Source organism: Roseovarius nitratireducens, from assembly GCF_002925845.1.
Lineage (GTDB): Bacteria > Pseudomonadota > Alphaproteobacteria > Rhodobacterales > Rhodobacteraceae > Roseovarius > Roseovarius nitratireducens.
The window spans coordinates 33,460-48,126 of sequence record NZ_PDNI01000030.1 but is presented as its reverse complement, the minus strand read 5'-3'; the positions used below and the strand labels follow the sequence as shown (position 1 = coordinate 48,126).

Here is a 14,667-nt window from a genome sequence, read left to right as displayed (position 1 = left end):
CGTCTCCTTAGAACGTGCGCTCTTTGGGCGCGATCTTCTTGAGGCTGATGCCGCCGGCGTCCTCGGGGGTGATCGGGTCCTCGATGATCGGGCGATAGCTGAGGTCCACATCCGTCTCGCCGATCCGCGCGATCGTGTGCACGCGCCATTTCTTGTCGTCGCGCTTGGGGTGATCCTCGTGCGCGTGGGCGCCACGGCTCTCGTGCCGGGCCTCGGCACCGAAGATCGTGGAGAGCGCGCAGGGCATCAGGTTGGTCAGCTCCAGCGTCTCCATCAGGTCCGAGTTCCAGACGAGGCTGCGGTCGGTGACCTTGAGATCGGCCACCTTGGCGGCCACACCCTTCATCTTCTCGACACCGTTGGCCAGCGTCTCGGAGGTGCGGAAGACGGCGGCGTCGGCCTGCATGGTGCGCTGCATCTCCAGCCGCAGATCGGCGGTCGGCACCGCGCCATCGGCATGGCGCAGCTTGTCGAAACGGTCGAGCGCGCGGTCGACCTCGGCCTTGTTGGTTGCCGGCACGGCGCTTTCGGCGTCCACCACCTTGCCCGCGCGGATGGCGGCGGCGCGACCGAACACCACGAGGTCAATCAGAGAGTTGGAGCCCAGGCGGTTCGCGCCATGCACGCTTGCGCAGGCGGCCTCGCCCACGGCCATCAGGCCGGGGACCACGGCATGCGGGTCGTCCTTGGTCGGGTTGATCACCTCGCCCCAGTAATTCGCCGGGATGCCGCCCATGTTGTAATGCACGGTGGGCAGCACCGGGATCGGTTCCTTGGTGACATCGACATCGGCGAAAATCTTCGCCGTTTCCGAAATCCCCGGCAGCCGCAGTTGCAGCGCCTCGGGCGGCAGGTGGCTCAGGTTGAGGTGGATATGATCGCTCTCCTTGCCCACGCCGCGCCCCTCGCGGATTTCCATCGTCATGCAGCGGCTGACATAGTCGCGCGGCGCCAGATCCTTGTAATTGGGCGCATAGCGCTCCATGAAACGCTCGCCCTCGGAATTGGTGAGATACCCGCCCTCGCCGCGCGCGCCCTCGGTGATCAGCATCCCCGGTCCATAAACCCCGGTGGGATGGAACTGCACGAACTCCATATCCTGAAGCGGCAGCCCGGCGCGCGCCACCATGCCGTTGCCGTCGCCGGTGCAGGTATGCGCCGAGGTGCAGTTGAAATAGGCCCGGCCATAGCCGCCGGTGGCCAGCACCACCATCTTGGCGTTGAACACATGCATCGTGCCGTCATCGAGCTTCCAGCACACCACGCCGGTGCAGGCGCCGTCGGTCATGATCAGGTCGATGGCGAAATACTCGATGTAGAACTCGGCCTTTTCCTTGAGGCTCTGACCGTAGAGCGTGTGCAGGATGGCGTGGCCGGTGCGGTCGGCGGCGGCGCAGGTGCGCTGCACCGGGGGGCCCTCGCCGAACTCGGTCGTGTGGCCGCCGAAGGGGCGCTGATAGATCTTGCCCTCCTCGGTGCGGGAAAACGGCACGCCGTAATGCTCCAGCTCATAGACCGCCTTGGGGGCCTCGCGCGCGAGATATTCCATCGCGTCGGTATCGCCCAGCCAGTCCGATCCCTTGACGGTGTCGTACATGTGCCACTGCCAGCTATCCGGGCCCATGTTGCCCAGGCTCGCGGCGATGCCACCTTGTGCGGCCACGGTGTGCGAGCGGGTCGGGAACACCTTGGTCACGCAGGCGGTTCGCAGCCCCTGTTCGGCCATCCCCAGCGTCGCGCGCAGCCCGGCACCGCCGGCGCCCACAACTACCACGTCGTAATCATGCGTCTCGTATTCGTATGCGGCCATAATGTCAGTTCCTCACAGCGCGATCTTGGCAAGGGCGAAGAGCCCGGTGGCGATCAGCCCGTAACTCAGGATGGTGGTAAAGATGATTAGCGCGCGGCGGGTGCTGCCGTGGGTGTAATCCTCGATCATGGTCTGTGCCCCGCCCGCGAAATGGCGAAGCCCGAAGAAGATCACAAGGCCGGTCAGGAGGGCCATCGCGGGATGCGTGAAGGTGGCGAGCACCTCCTCGCGGGTGCCGCCGACGGCACGCCCGAAGGCCACGAGGAAGACGGGGATGATGAGCGCGAGGCCCACGCCGCTCATCTTCATGTACCAGAAATGCTCGGTTCCGGTGCCTGACGCGCCCTTGCCTTCGGCGCGTTTGCGTGCGGTGAGATAGCGCATGTTTCCCTCCTCAGACCAGAAGCAACGTGATTACGGTGAGCACGACCGAGCCGATGACGCAGGCCCAGCCGAGGCGCTCCGCCGTTTCGATCTCGAGCCCCTTGCCCGCGTCGAAATAGAGATGCCGCAGCCCTGCAAGGTAGTGATACCACACCGCCCAGAGCGACAGCGTCAGCACAAGGTCACCGAACCACGAGGTCAGTACCGCGTCGGCGGTGGCGAAATAACTCTCGGAGGTTGCGGCGGCGAGGAGCCACCAGATGATCAGCGCCGCCGCCACGATCAGTGCGTTGCCGGTGATCCGCGTGAGGATCGAGCTGATCGAGGTCATTTGTGGACGGTAGATTTGCAGATGAGGGGAAAGCGGGCGTTCAACCTCTGTGGACTCGGCCATGGGGGACCTCCTTGATGTTCGGCGGCGGCACGGGGCCTGCTCTGGCTGTTCCCGTTTTGCAGGGTTTTGCCGCCGCTGTCACCTGTTACAAAGAGGAATTAGCCCGATACGGTCGATTCGTCGCAAAAAATAGCTGTTTGTGATCACGTAAAATCCCGTGTGATCACAATTTGCCGCGCATCGCGTGGCGACTCATTGTTTGGGCAAGTCATTGGAATCGCCGTATCGCCCACGGGCAATGCCGCAAGTGGCGCGCGCTTGTGATCACAAAGGTGCCGTTGTTAAGCGTCGCGCTTTTCCAGCGCCTCGATGCGCGCCTTGAGCGCCTCGTTCTCCTCGCGCGCTTTCTGTGCCATCGCGCGCACCGCGTCGAATTCCTCGCGGGTGACGAAGTCGCGCTCGGCCAGCCACCGGTCGATCAGCGACTTCATCGCCGTCTCGGCCTCGGTCCGCGCGCCTTGCGCCACGCCCATCGCGTTGGTCATCAACTGGCTCAGATCGTCGAGCACCTTGTTTCGCGTCTGCATCGCTTGCCTCCGGCGTTTTCACTCCTCCGTGTATATGGCCCCCATACCCCGGATCACAAGGTTGACTTTCCCCGCGGGCGAGAGGCACAGAGACGCATATGCAGGCCGCGATACCATTCCCCGATATCAGCCCCGAGATCGTGTCGATCACGCTCTTCGGCATGGAATTTGCACTGCGCTGGTATGCGCTGGCCTATATCGCGGGCATCGTCATCGGCTGGCGGATCGTGGTGGCATCGACGCGCCGACCGGTGCTGTGGCCCGGTGACCGCGCGCCGATGGAGCCAAAGGATGTGGAGGACCTGCTCACCTGGGTGATCCTGGGCGTGATCCTGGGCGGGCGGCTTGGATACGTGCTGTTCTATCAGCCGGGGTATTACCTCGCGAACCCTGCCCAGATCCTGCAGGTCTGGCAGGGGGGCATGGCGTTTCACGGCGGGCTATTGGGTGTCGTTCTCGCGGTGGTGCTGTTCTCGCGGTCGCGTGGCATCAACTGGGTGTCGGTGGCGGATGCGCTGTGCATGGTGACGCCGGTGGGCCTCCTGCTGGGCCGGATCGCGAATTTCATCAATGCCGAGTTGTGGGGGCGGGCCACCGACCTGCCCTGGGGCGTGATATTTCCGGGTGCGGCGGCGCAGGATTGCGCGGGCGTCGTGGGGCTTTGTGCGCGCCACCCCTCGCAACTTTACGAGGCGGCGCTCGAGGGGCTGATCCTCGGGGCGGTGCTGCTGTGGCTGGGCTGGCGCCGGGGTGCGCTGCGCCTGCCCGGCACGCTCACGGGTGTGTTCTTTGCGGGCTACGGGGCCGCGCGCTTTCTCGTCGAGTTCGTGCGCCAGCCGGACGCGCAATTTGTCTCGCCCGGCAATCCGCTGGGGCTGGCCTTTCATGTGGATGGCTACGGGCTGACGATGGGGCAGGCGCTGTCGCTTCCGATGATCGCCTTCGGGCTTGGCATGGTGCTTTGGGCGCGGCGGCGCGGGCGGACACGACCAACATGACGCCGCTTGCCGCGCAGCTTGCCACGCAGATCGCGGCCACCGGGCCGATGAGCCTAGGCGAATACATGGCCGCCTGCCTGATGCATCCTGAGCACGGCTATTACGCCAGTCGCGATCCGTTCGGTGCGAGCGGGGATTTCGTCACCGCGCCGGAAATCAGCCAGATGTTCGGCGAACTTGTGGGCCTCTGCCTCGCGCAATGCTGGCTGGACCAGGGCGCGCCCGCGCCCTTCGTGCTGGCAGAGCTTGGCCCCGGTCGCGGCACGCTGATGGCCGACCTGCTGCGCGCGACGCGCGGCGTGCCCGGCTTTCACGATGCGCTGCGCCTGCACCTTGTCGAGACCTCGCCGACCCTGCGCACGGCGCAGGCGGCGACTCTCGGACGTGGCGATGTGACCTGGTGCGACAGGGTTGAGGATCTGCCGGACATGCCCCTCTATCTCGTCGCCAACGAATTCTTCGACGCCCTGCCGATCCGGCAGTTTCAGCGGTCCGGCACCGGCTGGCGCGAGAGGGTGGTCGGGCTGGAAGGAGACGGCCTTTCGCTCGGCCTCGGGCCCGAGGCTCCGCGCCCGGAACTCGATCATCGCCTCGGGGATACGTCCGAGGGCGATATCGTCGAGACCTGCGCGCCCGGCACCGTCATCGCCGCGGAGATCGGCGCGCGGGTCGCGGACAGGGGCGGCGCGGCGCTGATCGTGGATTACGGCGACTGGCGCTCGCTGGGCGATACGTTTCAGGCGGTGGCGGGCCATGCGCCCACCGATCCTCTCGCCGCCCCCGGCGAGGCCGACCTCACCGCGCATGTGGATTTCGAGGCGCTGGCGCTGGCCGCCACCCCGGCCGCGTACTCCCGCCTCTGCCCGCAGGGCACGTTCCTCGCGCGGCTCGGCATCGGCGCGCGGGCCGAGGCGCTGGCGCAGGGGCTTTCGGGCGGGGCACTCGACAGCCACATGGCCGCATTTCGCCGCTTGACCGGCGCGGATGAAATGGGGACGCTCTTCAAGGTGCTGGGCCTCATGCCGCCCGGCGCGGCGCCGCCACCCGGACTGGACCCATGACACTGGAGATCATCACCGCCGACGCACTCGCCCCCCTGCATCACGGGTTCTTTACCCGGCGGGGCGGGGCGTCCTCGGGGATATTCTCGGGCCTCAACTGTGGCCCCGGCTCGTCGGACCAAAGCGAGATCGTCACCATCAACCGCGCCCGCGTGGCCGACGCTATGCAGGTCGCGCCGGACCATCTCGTGACCGTTCACCAGGTGCATTCCGCCGATGTGGTGAGCGTCGCTGCCCCGCTCGGCCTGCGTCCGCGCGCCGATGCCATCGTCACCGCCACCCCCGGCCTCGCGCTCGCCGTCCTGACCGCGGATTGCCAGCCTGTGCTGTTCGCCGACGCTGAGGCAGGCGTGATCGGGGCCGCCCATGCGGGCTGGCGCGGGGCGCGCGACGGCGTGCTGGAGGCGACGCTCGACGCGATGGAGGCGCTGGGCGCGGAGCGGGGCCGCATCGCCGCGGTCATCGGCCCGTCGATCAGCCAGCGCAATTACGAGGTCGGCCCCGACCTGCTCGAGGATTTCATGGCCGACGATCCCGAGAGCGCGCGCTTCTTCGCCAATGGCGAAGGCGACCGCTATCTCTTCGACCTGCCGGGCTACGGGCTCTGGCGCTTGCGCCGGGCCGGGGCAGGGCACGCAGAATGGACCCGCCACTGCACCTATGCCGACCCAAATCGCTTCTACTCCTACCGCCGCGCCACCCACGCGGGCGAGGCAGATTACGGGCGGCTCATTTCGGCGATCCGGCTGTGAGCGCCCGGATTTTTCCAAGGTAGAGACTGAGCGGCTGCCGGTTCCGCGGACAGCAGGTCGAGCTAGTATAGTTCTAAAGTTCCACAGCTTGATCGTGTGATCGCTTGGCGTCAACGAGGCTGCCAACCCGGACGCTTTTCGCGAACGTGGTCGGCACATTAGTGCTCTGTGTGCGGACGCCCCGTTTTTGCGCGGCAACGCGGTGAAACGGTCCGACGCATAGTCGGCTACATCGATTCGAACCCTGCCCGCGCGCCTTTGGTGGCGCACGGGCAGGGGGGATTGCGTGTTGCGCTTGGCTGTTCTTCAGAGTTGGCTCACATCTGACAGTTACATGGTTTCAAGGACGTACCGATTCAGCCGCCCCCTGCCTGATCCCATTTTGTCGAGAAACAGCAGGGATGATTTCCAGAGGCGGTCAGCGTCTCCAGTCAACGCCATTCCCGCTCAAAACATCCCCATTGCCAGACCGGCGGCCAGCGCCTGACCGATATCGCGGCATTGTGCGAGCTCGTTCTCCGGGATGGTCTTGGGCGCAAGGATTGCCTCGGGGGTCTGGGCGTGCGTGCAGATGATCAGCGGGTCCTGAACCGGGCGAAGCCGCCAGCCCTGCGCGATGCGGGCCGTCTGGCGAGCGGCGTTTTCCCCGTCCGACCCGGCGCAGACCATCTGGGCATAGGCACGCCCCTCGATCCGGCCCAGAACCGGGTAATAGCAGCGATCGAAGAAGTCCTTCATCACGCCGGAGAGAGCGGCCAGGTTTTCCGGGGCGCAGAAGAGATAGCCATCGGCAGCCAGAAGGTCATCCGGCCCGGCCTGATCGGCTGGTTTGAGCGATGTCTCCGTCTCGTCACGGGCGGCATCAAAGGCCGCCTCTGCCATCTGCTGGCTGCCACCGGTGCGCGAGTGATAGACAATGAGAAGCTGTGCCATGGCGGAAACGTAACGGCGATGCAGGCCGTTGACCACACGGCATTGGCTTGCTCAGGAGCCTCGCGATGGCCCGGCCGATACCGCTACGCCCGCCGCGTCGGTATCGCCGTCATCCATGTGCAGGGTGCAGGTGAGTTGGCCCTTGCGCCGCGCCGCGCTTCACGTCCTAGACGCGCTCGCGGAAATGCGAATGGCGGGTGTTGAGTTCGGACCAGGTGTTGAGCACGCCGCTGATGGGCTTGTCGCGGAAAACCGCGGCGAAGCATTGCGCCAACGGCCCGTGGTGAACCACGGGCCGGTTCCTTGTGGCACCATCCACGGCCACTTCCCCCGCCCCGCGCGCTCTGCCATACTGCCGCCCAACCCATAAAACAAAGAGCAGCGGCATGAACGATCTTCTCTCGCCCACCCCGAAATCCGATTATGACGCCTCTTCCATCCAGGTTCTGGAGGATATGGAGCATGTCCGCCTGCGCCCGGGCATGTATATCGGCGGCAAGGATGATCGCGCGCTGCATCACATGGTGGCCGAGATCGTCGACAACTCGATGGACGAGGCGGTGGCGGGGCACGCCACCTGGATCGAGGTGGAACTGCACGAGAACGGCCATGTCAGCGTGCGCGACAACGGGCGCGGCATCCCGATTGATCCCCACCCCAAGGACCCGAGCAAGACCGCGCTGGAAATCATCTTCTGCACGCTCAACGCGGGCGGCAAGTTTTCGGGCGACAGCTACCAGACCTCGGGCGGGCTGCATGGCGTCGGCTCCTCGGTGGTGAATGCCCTTTCCGATCACCTCAGCGTCGAAGTCGCCCGCAACCGCGAGCTTTACCGCATGGAGTTTTCGCGCGGGCTGCCGCAGGGACCGCTGGAAAAGGTGGGCGCAGCGCCGAACCGGCGCGGCACTTCCGTCACCTTTCACCCCGATCCCGAGATTTTCGGCTCGCTCAGCCTGAAGCCCGCCCGGCTCTTCAAGATGGCACGCTCCAAGGCCTATCTCTTCTCGGGCGTGGAAATCCGCTGGAAGACCGCCATCGCCGATGGCGAGACGCCGCAGGAGGCGACCTTCAAGTTTCCCGGTGGCCTCGCCGATTACCTTGGCGAGACGTTGGCCGGCGCCACCACCTATGCCGAGCGCCCGTTTGCCGGAACGGTGGAGTTCGCCGACAAGTATGGCGTGCCGGGCAAGGTGGAATGGGCAATCAACTGGACGCCGGCGCGCGACGGCTTCATCCAGTCCTATTGCAACACCGTTCCCACGCCCGAGGGCGGCACCCACGAGGCCGGGTTCTGGGCCGCGATCCTCAAGGGGATCAAGGCCTACGGGGAACTCGCGAACAACCGCAAGGCCGCGCAGATCACCCGCGAGGACCTGGTCTCGGGGGGCTGCGCGCTGGTCTCGTGCTTCATCCGCGAGCCGGAATTCGTCGGCCAGACCAAGGACCGGCTGGCCACGGTCGACGCGCAGCGCATGATCGAGGGCGCGGTGCGCGACCACTTCGACAACTGGCTGGCGGCCGATACGAAATCCGCGGGCGCGATCCTCGATTTCCTCGTGCTCAGGGCCGAGGAACGGCTGCGCCGGCGACAGGAGAAGGAGACCGCGCGCAAGACGGCGACCAAGAAGCTGCGCCTGCCGGGCAAGCTCGTGGATTGCACGTCGAATGCACGCGACGGCACGGAACTGTTCATCGTCGAGGGCGACAGCGCGGGTGGCTCGGCCAAGATGGGGCGCGACCGCAAGACACAGGCGCTCCTGCCGCTCAGGGGAAAGATATTGAACGTGCTGGGCGCAGCAAGCTCGAAACTCGGCAGCAATCAGGAAATCAACGACCTGACCCAGGCGCTCGGCGCTGGGCTCGGTACGAAATTCAACCTCGACGACCTGCGCTATGACAAGATCATCATCATGACCGACGCCGACGTGGACGGTGCGCATATCGCCTCGCTTCTCATGACCTTCTTCTTCACCCAGATGCGTCCGATGATCGATGCGGGGCATCTCTACCTCGCCTGCCCGCCGCTCTACCGGCTGACGCAGGGGGCGAAACGGGTCTACTGCCTCGACGAGGCCGAGCGCGATGCCTGGCTGGAAAAGGGTCTCGGCGGCAAGGGCAAGATCGACGTCTCGCGCTTCAAGGGTCTGGGCGAGATGGACGCCAAGGATTTGAAGGAAACGACGATGGACCCGGCCACCCGCAAGCTCATCCGCGTCACAATAGACGAGGACGAACCGGGCCAGACCAGCGACCTCGTGGAGCGTCTGATGGGGAAGAAGCCGGAACTGCGGTTCCAGTATATCTCTGAGAATGCGCGGTTTGTGGAGGAGTTGGACGTTTGAAAGGGCGAAGTTATGCTCGGCGAACGCCCCCGTTACACACATCTGATGAAACCAATAGGCCCGCAGCCTGTCACCCTGATCGAAGCCGGAAAACTTTCGCCAAGGGCGGTAGAAGGTTCGGGCTCGGACCACTCACAGCACCGCCCCTTGTCCTGTCTGGTCGCGCGACCTGATCCGTGAAAGCCATCGACCCAGCCCTCGAGTTTAACGTGCCGTGTCTCGAACAGTTCGTTTCCCGGACGTCAGCCAGAGCAACATCAAAAGCCCGGCTGCGGTGGAAAAAACGGAGCCGGTGAAAATCCCGAGCTTGGCCGCACTGAGCGTTATCGGGTCGTAGACCAGACTGGCAATGAGCAGCGACATGGTGAAGCCGATGCCGGTCAGGAGAGCGCCAGCGATCAGGAGGGGCCAACTTAAACTCGTTGCCCGAATTGCGAGACCAAGGCGCACAGCGACCCAACTGAAGATTAGAACGCCGCCCGGCTTGCCGATAACAAGACCTGCCATAATCGCCACGGAGACAGGCTGGACGAGGTCGGCACCGGAAATCATGACCCCGGCATTAGCCAGCGCGAAGAGCGGCATAACAACAAAACCCACCCAAGGGTGAAGCGCTATCTCCAGCCGTTCTTCGGGAGAGAGAGCTTCCGTTGCCGCAATGCGCGCTCGCCTAAGGTCGTCGCGATCAGTCGTGTCTCCACTCCAATGGTCGCCCTTCGGATAGGACAGGACACGTCCAAGAATAGAACGCAGTCGTTGATCGCTGACCCATCCGTGCGTCGACGTCATCAGGCCCAGAATAACGCCAGCGAGCGTCGGATGAATCCCCGATGCGTCAAAGCAGAACCAGATTACCCCCCCAAGCACGAAATAGATCGGGGCGCTTCTGATTCCCAAGCCTCTGGCCCCTACGACGGCGGCGAGGCCGAGAGACGCAAAAGCAAGCGCCGTCCAGTTCAGGGAATTTTCATAGCCGATGACGGCAACAACCAAGATCGCTCCCACGTCATCAAAGATGGCCAAAGACAAGAGAAACAGGCGGAGGCTCGGCGGAATACGGCCGCCAAGCAGCGCGAGGCATCCTATGACGAACGCCGTATCCGTGGCCATCACGGTTCCCCAGCCATTGCTTCCAGGCTGGCCGTGCATGAGCACAAGATAGAGGCTTGCGGGAACGAGCATGCCGCCAAGAGCTCCAAATAATGGAAGTGCTGCCAGGCGCAGGCTCCGCAACTCACCCAGAATAAGCGCCCGCTTTAGTTCCAGGGACACCAGAAAGAAGAAGAGCGTCATCAAGCCGTCGTTGATCCAGAACCGTAGCGAACGGGTAAAATCCACCGAACCAAAGTGGAGCCCGATCGGTGTCTCCCAGAACGCGAGGAAAGGCACGGACCACGGCGAGTTAGACAAGATCAGGGCAGCAAATGCTGCAACGAACAACAGGCCACCAGTGGCGGCCTTAATCTTGAGCAACCGTGCAAAGGGCCTGGTGATGCGATCGGTAATTTCGTGTGGAAGATCCGAACTGCCTTGATCTTCCATTTCAGGTTTCACCTTCATCACGGCCGAGATGGACCGTTAAGCCCCCACGCCCAGTAGAACATGGTCCACTGTTCCACCCAGTGCTCACCGGAGTACGGCGTGGTTACCAAGCTCACCTGCGAAAAGGCGACGCACCTTATTTTATCTTACCAACACCGGGATGTTGGTGCGAGATATCAAATGAAGTCTTCTGGCGGAGTAAAGCCCATCGTTTCGACATAAATAGTCTGCTCTGCGATCAGCTCCCCGTCATCATAGGCTTCGAGTTTAGCGGCGTACTGACCTTCGGTATCCGGATCAAAAAGCTCTGGACCGAAAAAGCCGTTGTTCCATGAGTTCTGCAAGTCGGTTTCGTTCCAGTCCAATACAGTTCCGAACGTTCCATCGTAATACTCTGTCCCGCTCTCAGAGAGATCGATGAACTCCTCTTCTATCGTGGGGTCAATATCCACATAGAACTTGAATTCGAAATCATCCACGCTGTCGTCGCCAGCTTCAGTCACAGTCGCAGCCCAGTCGATGTTCCACTCCGCCCTGTTGGTCGCGTCTTCACCTGTCTCCACCATGTAGGTGAACGTGCCGTCCCCGAATATCATCTCGTCGCCATCACCGTTATTGGTCGCGCGATCATCGACCTCACCAATTTCGAATGAAGGCCCGTACACCTGGGAAAATCGAAATCGTGATTCGGGGATGCCTTCTGGTGCCACCGACGTCGTGTTCCCGGAACCTCCTATACCATGACTATGCAGCCAAAGACTGTCTGCCGAAATGCTCACATCGTATACCACTGAGACGGGCGCGTGACTTACATCCTCGGGATCCTCAATGTCGTAGATACTGAACGGTGCACATGCCTTCCGAACCCGATTTCCAGATGACAGGTTCTCGCGCAACGAATGGCGAGCGACCATGAGCAGATCGCCATGATCACTGCCATTGTCCAAGACATGCCACACAGCTTGATCGCGTTCAGCTGCGCCTGACAAGGTAGCTGGAAAACAGGTTCCTGTAGTCGGGAATGTGGTTCGAGAAGAGCTCGCCCAGCCCTTCGATATCGTTGCGCCAGTCGCGGTGCAGCTCGCATGCGGCGCCGAACCACGTCATGAGCTGCGCGCCCGCTGCCGACATCCGGTCCCAGGCCGCGTCCCGGGTCATCGGGTTGAACGTGCCCGAGGCGTCGGTGATCACGAATACCTCGTAGCCCTCCTCGATGGCGGAGAGCACGGGGAAGGCGACGCAGACCTCCGTCACCACCCCGGCGACGATCAACTGCTTCTTCCCCGTGGCCACGAAGTCTTCGTTGTCCCAAGCGTTGATTTGTCCGGGCCGCGCGATGAATGGAGCGTCGGGGAACGTCTCCTTGAGCTCGGGCACGATGGGGCCGTTCGGCCCATCCTCGAAACTCGTCGTCAGGATGGTCGGCAGGCCGAAATAGCTGGCCGCGTCGGCAAGGGCCAGAACGTTGTTCTTGAACTTGTCCGGGTCGATATCGCGGACCAGGGAGAGCAGCCCGGCCTGATGATCGACGAGCAGGACCGCCGCGTCGTCCTTGTTCAGGCGCTTGTAAGTAAATGACATTCGCGTTTCCTTCTGGTCTGGCGGCCGGCATGGCGGCCTCGGAGCGTTCTGGCGCTGCGCGGCTTGGCTGCCCGGATGTGGCTGGACGAAACGAAGCGCAACGCGCACAGCATACCGGGCGTGCTGTTCGCCGCCATCGGGCGCCGTGCGAATGTCGGGTTCACGATTCGAGAACGGGCGGAGAAGGGCAGCGGACGGAAACCGGCCCTAGGATCGCAGCCAAGGGGGCGTGTCGCCAAGATGCTCCACGAGGTGGTCGATGAAGAGGCGGAGCTTTCGCGGCATTGGCCTGACCGGCGGCCAGACGACATGAATGGGCAGGGCATGCGGCCGCAGATCCGGCAGAACCTGGACCAGACGGCCCTCTTCGAGATCGCGGTGCACGATGAACATTGGCAGGAGCGCGATGCCGAGCCCGGCGCAGACCATGTCGCGCATGGCCTCCCCGTTATTGGTGACGAGGTGCGAAGGCGTAGGAGGCCGGGCAGGCGGATCGAACCGCCAGATATCGCCGATGCGCCGGTTCAGATAGCTGATGGTGGCATGCTCCGACAGATGGCCCGGCTCGGTCAGCGGACCATGACGCGCAAGGTAATCGGGGCTGGCCACGATGGCGCGCCGATCCTCGCAGAGCTTGCGCGACAGGAGCGTGCTGTCGGACATCTCTCCCAGCCGGATGCCGACATCGTGTCCCTTGCGCGCGAGATCGATCATGGCGTCGTCATAGTCGAGAACCATCTCCAGACCGGGATGTGCCCGCGCGAAACCGGCGATGATCGGGCCGAGGTGATGGATGCCGAAGCTCATGGGTGCCGATACGCTCAGGCGGCCGCGCAGTTCCATGCCACCGGACGCGGCGGCCTCAGTCGTGTTAACCAACTGCGCCAGCGCTGGACGCAGACGCTCTGCAAGTGTCAGTGCCGCATCCGTCGGCGTGATGCGCCCGGCATGGCGTGTGAATAGAGCCGTTCCGAGCGCCGCCTCGAAGTCGCTGATCCGCTTGCTGATCACGGATTTCGAGACATCCGCGCGAATCGCGGCCCCCGAGATGGAGCCCGCGTCGATGACCGCGAGAAAGGTCTCGATCTCGTTGATCGTCCAGCGCATTCCAATTGATTACGGCAAGGATTGGTCCGGCGCAATTTGCGAGCGTGGCGCGTGGCAAAGTCGTGATCTCAAGGGAACGCCAGCCAGAAGAAGCCCGCGTTCTCGAAAACAGAACGGCAAGACCATTGATCGGCTCCGGAGCGGTGCACAGTTGACCCTCGAACGCGGCAAGACCGCACGAGTGGGAGAATCCGAAATGAGACATGTGAGTTCCATGAGCACTGCCGCGTCGGGCCATTGGGTCGGAGACGGTTTTCCGGTGCGGTCGCTGTTTTCACACATGAGCGGCGAAAACAGCCACGATCCGTTCCTGATGCTGGACTATGCCGGTCCGCATCACTTCGAGCCGGCGTCACGGCCGAGGGGCGTCGATGTGCACCCTCACAAGGGGTTCGAGACCGTCACCATCGTCTATCAGGGCGAGGTCGAGCACGGCGACTCGACCGGCAAGGGCGGCGTGATCCGCGAAGGGGATGTGCAGTGGATGACCGCAGGCGATGGCATCCTGCACAAGGAGTTCCACAGCCACGACTTCACCGCGCGCGGCGGCCCGTTCGAGATGGTGCAGCTCTGGGTCAACCTGCCAGCAAGGGACAAATCGGCCCCGCCGGGCTATCAGGCGATCACGGATGCGCAGATCCCGGCGGTCGATCTGGACGAAGGTGCCGGGCGTCTTCGGGTGATCGCGGGCACCTTCGATGGGCATGTGGGCCCGGCGCGGACATTCACGCCGATGGAGGTCTGGGACCTGCGCCTCAATGCGGGCAAGCGGGCTGACCTGGCCCCCCCCGACGGGCAGGATGTGAACGTGGTAGTGCTGAGCGGGGCGGTCGCGATCAACGACGGAGCGCCAATCACCGGCCCCGCCGTCGCCCGCCTGGAGGGCGAGGGGACGTTTTCGGTCGCGGCCGAGACGGGGGCGAAAGTGCTGCTGCTCTCGGGCGCGCCCATCAACGAACCCGTAGCGGCTTATGGCCCGTTCGTGATGAACACCGAGGCCGAAATCCGTCACGCCATTGCCGAATTCCGTGCGGGTGCATTCGGTAGCTTGTAGAGGGCATCAATATCACGGGCGGGGATCATCCCCGCCCCCTTTCGCGAGGTCATGGTGCGCCAACTTGCCAAGAGCAAAAGCCATCACGTATGCGAGGCACCGCTTGGGCAACGTAATTGGCGCACCTGCGATAGAAATGGCTCGCCTTTTAGGAAGACGCATCGCGGCGGATCCCGATGGGC

General features: G+C 63.7%; 15 protein-coding genes. 5 read left to right on the top strand and 10 right to left on the bottom strand.

Features of this window, described 5'->3' with window-relative positions; translation table 11 throughout:
* Window positions 1-7: 7 nt before the first annotated feature.
* The 4 genes from sdhA to CRJ03_RS05915 all read right to left on the bottom strand — a co-directional run bounded on the left by sdhA (window position 8) and on the right by CRJ03_RS05915 (window position 3,115).
* Window positions 8-1,810 carry a succinate dehydrogenase flavoprotein subunit gene (gene sdhA / locus CRJ03_RS05930; protein ID WP_104017981.1) on the bottom strand — a complete coding sequence of 601 codons (1,803 nt, stop codon included), beginning with the start codon at window positions 1,808-1,810 and terminating at the stop codon, window positions 8-10.
* Between the two features lie 12 nt (window positions 1,811-1,822).
* Window positions 1,823-2,194, bottom strand: a complete 372-nt coding sequence (sdhD, locus tag CRJ03_RS05925) for a succinate dehydrogenase, hydrophobic membrane anchor protein (RefSeq protein WP_104017980.1) — start codon at window positions 2,192-2,194, stop codon at window positions 1,823-1,825.
* Window positions 2,195-2,204: 10 nt separating this feature from the next.
* Entirely contained in the window at window positions 2,205-2,588 is a 384-nt protein-coding gene (gene sdhC, locus CRJ03_RS05920; RefSeq protein WP_104017979.1) for a succinate dehydrogenase, cytochrome b556 subunit, read from the bottom strand.
* A 281-nt stretch (window positions 2,589-2,869) separates the two neighbouring features.
* A complete protein-coding gene (locus tag CRJ03_RS05915) occupies window positions 2,870-3,115 on the bottom strand; it encodes an accessory factor UbiK family protein (RefSeq protein WP_104017978.1) in 246 nt (81 codons plus the stop codon).
* 98 nt (window positions 3,116-3,213) lie between these two features.
* Between CRJ03_RS05915 and lgt the strand changes: the two genes are divergently transcribed.
* From lgt to pgeF, 3 genes are read left to right on the top strand one after another with little or no spacing between them, the layout of a single operon-like run.
* The gene (gene lgt, locus CRJ03_RS05910; RefSeq protein ID WP_104017977.1) at window positions 3,214-4,113 is read left to right on the top strand and encodes a prolipoprotein diacylglyceryl transferase; all 900 of its coding nucleotides are present in this window, start codon (window positions 3,214-3,216) and stop codon (window positions 4,111-4,113) included.
* The gene (locus tag CRJ03_RS05905; protein WP_104018004.1) at window positions 4,110-5,174 is read left to right on the top strand and encodes a class I SAM-dependent methyltransferase; all 1,065 of its coding nucleotides are present in this window, start codon (window positions 4,110-4,112) and stop codon (window positions 5,172-5,174) included. The genes lgt and CRJ03_RS05905 overlap by 4 nt, the downstream gene beginning before the upstream one ends.
* Window positions 5,171-5,926: a peptidoglycan editing factor PgeF gene (pgeF, locus tag CRJ03_RS05900; protein WP_104017976.1), complete on the top strand. Its 756-nt coding sequence runs from the start codon at window positions 5,171-5,173 to the stop codon at window positions 5,924-5,926. The genes CRJ03_RS05905 and pgeF overlap by 4 nt, the downstream gene beginning before the upstream one ends.
* 447 nt (window positions 5,927-6,373) lie before the next feature.
* Here pgeF and CRJ03_RS05895 read toward each other — a convergent pair whose 3' ends face one another.
* A complete protein-coding gene (locus tag CRJ03_RS05895) occupies window positions 6,374-6,859 on the bottom strand; it encodes a flavodoxin family protein (RefSeq protein ID WP_104017975.1) in 486 nt (161 codons plus the stop codon).
* Window positions 6,860-7,025: 166 nt separating this feature from the next.
* A complete protein-coding gene (locus CRJ03_RS19650) occupies window positions 7,026-7,247 on the bottom strand; it encodes a hypothetical protein (protein ID WP_129590252.1) in 222 nt (73 codons plus the stop codon).
* Between CRJ03_RS19650 and parE the strand changes: the two genes are divergently transcribed.
* Window positions 7,246-9,201 (top strand): DNA topoisomerase IV subunit B, encoded by a 1,956-nt coding sequence (gene parE, locus CRJ03_RS05890; RefSeq protein WP_104017974.1) that lies wholly within the window; start codon window positions 7,246-7,248, stop codon window positions 9,199-9,201. The genes CRJ03_RS19650 and parE overlap by 2 nt on opposite strands.
* Before the next feature lie 204 nt (window positions 9,202-9,405).
* Here the strand turns inward: parE and nhaA are convergent, their stop codons facing one another.
* The 4 genes from nhaA to CRJ03_RS05870 all read right to left on the bottom strand — a co-directional run bounded on the left by nhaA (window position 9,406) and on the right by CRJ03_RS05870 (window position 13,431).
* Complete coding sequence (gene nhaA / locus CRJ03_RS05885) at window positions 9,406-10,743, bottom strand: Na+/H+ antiporter NhaA (protein WP_104018003.1); 1,338 nt, start codon at window positions 10,741-10,743, stop codon at window positions 9,406-9,408.
* 176 nt (window positions 10,744-10,919) lie between these two features.
* Complete coding sequence (locus tag CRJ03_RS19640) at window positions 10,920-11,690, bottom strand: hypothetical protein (protein WP_165375257.1); 771 nt, start codon at window positions 11,688-11,690, stop codon at window positions 10,920-10,922.
* A 25-nt stretch (window positions 11,691-11,715) separates the two neighbouring features.
* Window positions 11,716-12,324: an isochorismate family cysteine hydrolase YcaC gene (gene ycaC, locus CRJ03_RS05875; protein ID WP_104017972.1), complete on the bottom strand. Its 609-nt coding sequence runs from the start codon at window positions 12,322-12,324 to the stop codon at window positions 11,716-11,718.
* 207 nt (window positions 12,325-12,531) lie between these two features.
* A complete protein-coding gene (locus tag CRJ03_RS05870) occupies window positions 12,532-13,431 on the bottom strand; it encodes a LysR family transcriptional regulator (RefSeq protein WP_104017971.1) in 900 nt (299 codons plus the stop codon).
* Between CRJ03_RS05870 and CRJ03_RS05865 the strand changes: the two genes are divergently transcribed.
* Entirely contained in the window at window positions 13,388-14,485 is a 1,098-nt protein-coding gene (locus CRJ03_RS05865) for a pirin family protein (protein ID WP_206018316.1), read from the top strand. The genes CRJ03_RS05870 and CRJ03_RS05865 overlap by 44 nt on opposite strands.
* Window positions 14,486-14,667 lie beyond the last annotated feature (182 nt).

What these genes read in the sequence shown, in the direction of transcription:
- CRJ03_RS05915 (WP_104017978.1), bottom strand. Translation starts at nt 3,115, where the DNA reads ATGCAGACGCGAAACAAGGTGCTCGACGATCTGAGCCAGTTGATGACC.
- pgeF (WP_104017976.1), top strand. Translation starts at nt 5,171, where the DNA reads ATGACACTGGAGATCATCACCGCCGACGCACTCGCCCCCCTGCATCAC.
- CRJ03_RS05865 (WP_206018316.1), top strand. Translation starts at nt 13,388, where the DNA reads ATGACCGCGAGAAAGGTCTCGATCTCGTTGATCGTCCAGCGCATTCCA.
- nhaA (WP_104018003.1), bottom strand. Translation starts at nt 10,743, where the DNA reads ATGGAAGATCAAGGCAGTTCGGATCTTCCACACGAAATTACCGATCGC.
- sdhC (WP_104017979.1), bottom strand. Translation starts at nt 2,588, where the DNA reads ATGGCCGAGTCCACAGAGGTTGAACGCCCGCTTTCCCCTCATCTGCAA.
- parE (WP_104017974.1), top strand. Translation starts at nt 7,246, where the DNA reads ATGAACGATCTTCTCTCGCCCACCCCGAAATCCGATTATGACGCCTCT.
- CRJ03_RS05905 (WP_104018004.1), top strand. Translation starts at nt 4,110, where the DNA reads ATGACGCCGCTTGCCGCGCAGCTTGCCACGCAGATCGCGGCCACCGGG.
- CRJ03_RS05870 (WP_104017971.1), bottom strand. Translation starts at nt 13,431, where the DNA reads ATGCGCTGGACGATCAACGAGATCGAGACCTTTCTCGCGGTCATCGAC.
- sdhD (WP_104017980.1), bottom strand. Translation starts at nt 2,194, where the DNA reads ATGCGCTATCTCACCGCACGCAAACGCGCCGAAGGCAAGGGCGCGTCA.
- sdhA (WP_104017981.1), bottom strand. Translation starts at nt 1,810, where the DNA reads ATGGCCGCATACGAATACGAGACGCATGATTACGACGTGGTAGTTGTG.
- lgt (WP_104017977.1), top strand. Translation starts at nt 3,214, where the DNA reads ATGCAGGCCGCGATACCATTCCCCGATATCAGCCCCGAGATCGTGTCG.
- CRJ03_RS05895 (WP_104017975.1), bottom strand. Translation starts at nt 6,859, where the DNA reads ATGGCACAGCTTCTCATTGTCTATCACTCGCGCACCGGTGGCAGCCAG.
- ycaC (WP_104017972.1), bottom strand. Translation starts at nt 12,324, where the DNA reads ATGTCATTTACTTACAAGCGCCTGAACAAGGACGACGCGGCGGTCCTG.
- CRJ03_RS19650 (WP_129590252.1), bottom strand. Translation starts at nt 7,247, where the DNA reads ATGCCGCTGCTCTTTGTTTTATGGGTTGGGCGGCAGTATGGCAGAGCG.